Origin of the sequence: Paenibacillus naphthalenovorans (assembly GCF_900099895.1) — a bacterium.
In the GTDB taxonomy this organism is placed as follows: Bacteria; Bacillota; Bacilli; order Paenibacillales; family NBRC-103111; genus Paenibacillus_G; species Paenibacillus_G naphthalenovorans.
On record NZ_FNDY01000067.1, the window covers coordinates 1 to 4361 of the forward strand.

Here is a 4361-nt window from a genome sequence, read left to right on the forward strand (position 1 = left end):
TTTACCGATTTTCCGTGTTTTCTTTGCAGATGAATTCGACAAAAGTGCCTCTAAACCCTTGTGAGATAAGGATTTTTTGATTTTTCAGCAAGCCCTACTTAAGATGCTATATCTCTCCACGATGGACGTCTTGAAAAAGTGGACAGGCCGGGTTCAAAACTGGGGGCAGATTCTGCTGCAGTTAACGGTGTACTACCCGGAGCGCGTAAAGATCCGCTGAAAGCGGCTTTACTTGGAGGGTGGACATGGTACGCTGATTTGCAGGCGCGAGGAGGCCATAAGCCAACTCGCCCAACTCGCGTTCAACCATGTCCACAGAGGCTCCAAGTCAAGCCGCGGCACTGCAGTCTGCTAGTTTTTGGTTTAATAGGTTACACAAATTCGTTGACAGACTCTGACGAGCCGCACGCTGGGAGTCGCGCGCGGCTAATAGAAATAAATAAAGGTTTCGTATACATGCCATATAAGCAGCAACCCTTACCCGTATAGGAACGCAACACCTTACAATCCGGCGAGCTTTTGCAGCCGTTGGGCAATCTGCATAAAATCCTCATTCGAGATGCCAGGGGCAAATTGTTCCGGCACTTCTTCAAGATCGGGCACTTCCCCTCCTTGGGGAACTCCTCTGACGACTTCCAATCGCTCTCCGTCGGAAGGGTGGGATCCTTTCCAGATTTGAGCGATATCTTCATAGTCTGAATCGCTAAACGTATATAACTTTCGATGAATTCCCTGTTCTTCGTATTTGCGGGTCGCATCAAATGCCCGATTCTCCAGATTGGGAATAGGGAGCATTTTTTTGACGTCGACTCCGGTCATGATTTCAAGCGCCTTCGCGTAAGCAAGCACATGAACTCCCCCGCGGACCAGCAAGTAACCCGTCATTTCGCGGGCGACAGGATGATCTGTCATCTCGTACACGCGCATCTTATGGGTGCGGGCGCCGCATTCGAGAAAAAAGTTATGCAGCAGATCAAGTACCAGATTGCCACTGTTAAAGACATAATCACCGTTCCATGCTTTGCCCATCGAATCGCCGGGCAACGAGGTTTGAGCCGTTGCAATAAAATGGTAGGTATTGCGTTTGTCAAGCCCGTTGCGCAGAGGAGCCGCATCCGGATCTGCCGGAAATGTGGAACCGGACAGGCATAAATTAATGGAATTCATCACCAATTCCACATGGCCAACCTCCTCCGCCGTAATGCTGGCCACAAGTTCATAAAAGGGCTTCAGCTTTTTTTTGCTGCGAAAATTCGAAGATTGGACCAAATAATTATTCAACGTAGACATCTCCCCGAAACGGCCGCCTAATAGTTCCTGCACAGCCGCCGCGGCGTTGGCGTCCGGATGTTTGGGAACAGGCAATGCAATGGGCAATCGATTGATGCGCTTGAACATGGCGGTCATCATCCCCTTATCAATTTGATGGTTCTTAGTATCTTTATGACAGGGGACGTTTGTCTCATGCCGCGCCGGAGTGCTAAGAGGGCATAACCCAAATCATTTGCTGCGTGCGCAGAAAAAATGAGGAATTGTCTGTTTGCAGCAGGACATGATCTGGTTTCACGTCGGTTATCGTACCCCGAACAGGGCCCCGAAACGTTTCAATAACCACCGTCTTTCCTTGAAGCGAGCGCAAGGTGTGATAAAAATACGGGTCAACCAAGGTTACTGTGGATAATGCGGGATTTGCCGTTTCTCTGTACAGTCCATTCGGATAAGCATACACGATGAAATCTCCTCCTCATTCTTGTTACCATTTAGCCTATGCCGAAGGAAGGAAGGTTGTGTTTCCGATTGCATTTGAGACAACCAACCCGATAAAAATGACCGGAAACCGGGCGGATGCCGTTGTCGCTTCTATGCGTCTGCCATAGACTGATGCTGTAAGTTCAAAATTCACCTACCCAAGGAGGAATGTTTTCAAATGCAGTTTACTAAACAGGCAATGCCCATGTTTACGCATGACCACGCCGCTTACGTCAGGCAAATGCACGACTGGCACATGAAAATGGCTCAATATCACGACCAATTGCGTGCCTTTCATCTGGAAAGAGCGAAACAATTTCAAAAGCTGGCCGAAGAAAGAGCGAAAACGTCAGAAATACCCAGCGGCACCAGCGCCGCTTAAAGGCGAACCGACATGGAGCGATGTGATGAGTTGGCAGCATTCCGAATCAAAATCTGGGACCGTTATGTAACCCTTCGTTCCCAATATGGAACCCGGATGCCTTTGTCTTTCGATCAGTTCTGGTACGACTTTCTGGCCAGACACATGATAGCCGACAGCGGAGTCGAGCAAGTGTATGAGGACTTCTGCAACAACTGGGAGAATCAGTGTTTGCGAAATGTTCACGAATCAAGTCATCGGCAGGAAGGAGGCCGCTGAAAAAGATACGTTTTTTCTGTGATGCATCGATTTTTAAGTTTGATGTTGCAGGAAAATAAGGAAAAGTCCGTTTAAAGCCGTCTCACAGGCTAAAAACGGACTTTTTGCATCGCAGAAAGAAGGCGAGGGGACTTTTTTCAGTGGCCTCGCAGGAAGCCCGTGGTTTTTTCACGAACCGACTCATCATCGCAGGACTGCCAACAGCCCGGAACTGCGAGGTATGTTTTTTGTCATATCGGGAAAAATAATACATGTACTAAACGCGAAAGGGGGGAGCCGATGCGTTGGATCGGCTGGTTTAAAAAGCAAGACAAAAGCGATACGCCAAAAGAAGCCGACACTCAACCTCCCGCAGGCAACTTGTCTCCGCAGCACATTCAGCAATTGTTTCACGATATTCACGATGCACAGGTGCATGAGTTGGATGCGGGAGGGCGGAAAGTCAAGCTGTTTTACATCCGTTCCTTTGTGGATCAAAAACGGGTCGAAAGCGACATCGTGCTTCCCCTTTTGCACGCCCCGGACAAACAAGCAGGACAAAAGGTGATTTCCGAAGATCGGGTGGACGTAACGACGTTGCAGCAAGCCGAAGAGCTCATCCTGCAGGGAGGAATTCTTGTTTTTGATGAAACCGGGAACGTTTGCGCAATCAAAAAGCAGAATCAGCTCGGCCGCGCCATCGAGTCTTCCGAGCAGGAATCGATTGTGTACGGTCCCAAAGACAGCCTGAACGAGCGGCTTGACAAAAACTTGACCTTAATCCGTCGCCGGCTGCCCGTAGCAAGCCTAAAGTCAAAGAAATGGACCGCCGGATCGTTAAGCAAAACTTCTGTTGTGCTGCTGTACATGGAAGGTATTGTCAATCCGGAACTGGTGCGGATCGCAGATATGAAGACGAATCAAATTGATTTCGATGTTCTTCTCGATTCCTCCCATATCTCCGCTTTGATGGAGGACCACGTCAACAGCGTTTTTCCGCAATTTCAACAGACGGACCGTCCGGACGTGCTGGCCGCGGCGCTGGCCAGCGGCAAAGTGGTCTGGCTGGTGGACAACACGCCGTTTGCGCTTGTAGCGCCCATTACGTTCTTTGATCTGTTTCAGTCCCCGGAGGACTATATTCACCGATGGATGGTGGGCAGCTTCCTGCGGGGGCTTCGTTTTGTCGCGTTCGTAATTGCTCTGTTTTTGACCCCGGCTTACGTGGCGGTGACGGTTCACCATTATCAGATGGTTCCGCTGGAGATGCTGTTTGTCCTGATGCAATCCCGCAGTAAAATTCCGTATCCTCCGTTCTGGGAAGCGCTGCTCATGCTGCTGACGCTGGAGATATTAAAGGAAGCCAGTTTGCGCATGCCAACCAAATCCGGCCAAACGCTCGGCATCGTGGGCGGTATTGTCATCGGTCAAGCGGCCGTGGATGCAGGGATCGCTAGCAATGTGATGGTCATTGTGATCTCCATCTCCGCCATCGCCTCGTTTCTCGTACCCAATTATTTGATGACGAACGCGAGCAAACTGCTCCAATTTGCCCTGCTCATTCTGGCGGCATGGCTGGGCATGTGGGGCATTGGGTTCGGATTGCTCTGGCTGTGCATCCACCTGCACGGATTGACTTCGCTCGGGCAACCGTATTTGTCCCCGCTGAGCCCGTTTTTCGCAAGCGACTGGAAAGATACGGTGTTTCGTGCTCCGCTGTCCAGGATGCGCACAAGGCCGGCTTATTTGAAGCCGCTGCAGCGGATGCGCGTTACCGGGAGGAAACCGTGATGGCTTCTCGTGTAGGTTCGGCCGGTTTGTTTTCGATTTCAGCGCCCTTCGGTTTCTTGTCCCTCGCCTTCTGGGCGAACCGGATGCAAACGTTATATTATCTTTTACATGACCTATGCAGTTCGTGGTAAGACCTGGTAAAGTTCTGGTCTGGGTGTAACCCAAAGAAGCATTAAATAATGCTCTGGCCAAAACAATTCAA

5 protein-coding genes and 1 pseudogene are annotated in these 4361 nt (G+C 50.2%); 4 read left to right on the forward strand and 2 right to left on the reverse strand.

The window, feature by feature from the left end; genetic code table 11:
- Nucleotides 1-88: 88 nt before the first annotated feature.
- A pseudogene (locus BLT35_RS26675) lies at nt 89-220 on the forward strand (IS256 family transposase); the annotation flags it as partial.
- 281 nt (nt 221-501) lie between these two features.
- Here BLT35_RS26675 and BLT35_RS25845 read toward each other — a convergent pair.
- Together BLT35_RS25845 and BLT35_RS25850 are read right to left on the reverse strand one after the other, a co-directional pair.
- Nucleotides 502-1398, reverse strand: coding sequence for a manganese catalase family protein (locus BLT35_RS25845; protein WP_074730211.1), 897 nt, complete (start codon nt 1396-1398; stop codon nt 502-504).
- Nucleotides 1399-1480: 82 nt separating this feature from the next.
- Nucleotides 1481-1729, reverse strand: a complete 249-nt coding sequence (locus BLT35_RS25850; protein ID WP_074730212.1) for a YuzF family protein — start codon at nt 1727-1729, stop codon at nt 1481-1483.
- A gap of 198 nt (nt 1730-1927) precedes the next feature.
- Here BLT35_RS25850 and BLT35_RS25855 point away from each other — a divergent pair, with 198 nt between their 5' ends.
- The 3 genes from BLT35_RS25855 to BLT35_RS25865 all read left to right on the forward strand — a co-directional run bounded on the left by BLT35_RS25855 (nt 1928) and on the right by BLT35_RS25865 (nt 4159).
- Nucleotides 1928-2131 (forward strand): hypothetical protein, encoded by a 204-nt coding sequence (locus BLT35_RS25855; RefSeq protein ID WP_028407024.1) that lies wholly within the window; start codon nt 1928-1930, stop codon nt 2129-2131.
- A gap of 12 nt (nt 2132-2143) precedes the next feature.
- Nucleotides 2144-2389 carry a hypothetical protein gene (locus tag BLT35_RS25860; RefSeq protein WP_054943617.1) on the forward strand — a complete coding sequence of 82 codons (246 nt, stop codon included), beginning with the start codon at nt 2144-2146 and terminating at the stop codon, nt 2387-2389.
- Nucleotides 2390-2668: 279 nt separating this feature from the next.
- A complete protein-coding gene (locus tag BLT35_RS25865) occupies nt 2669-4159 on the forward strand; it encodes a spore germination protein (protein ID WP_217634759.1) in 1491 nt (496 codons plus the stop codon).
- Nucleotides 4160-4361: the final 202 nt, after the last annotated feature.

Bases quoted from the DNA above. Each gene is read 5' to 3' on its own strand.
- BLT35_RS25865 (WP_217634759.1), top strand. From the start codon at position 2,669: ATGCGTTGGATCGGCTGGTTTAAAAAGCAAGACAAAAGCGATACGCCA.
- BLT35_RS25860 (WP_054943617.1), top strand. From the start codon at position 2,144: ATGGAGCGATGTGATGAGTTGGCAGCATTCCGAATCAAAATCTGGGAC.
- BLT35_RS25845 (WP_074730211.1), bottom strand. From the start codon at position 1,398: ATGTTCAAGCGCATCAATCGATTGCCCATTGCATTGCCTGTTCCCAAA.
- BLT35_RS25855 (WP_028407024.1), top strand. From the start codon at position 1,928: ATGCAGTTTACTAAACAGGCAATGCCCATGTTTACGCATGACCACGCC.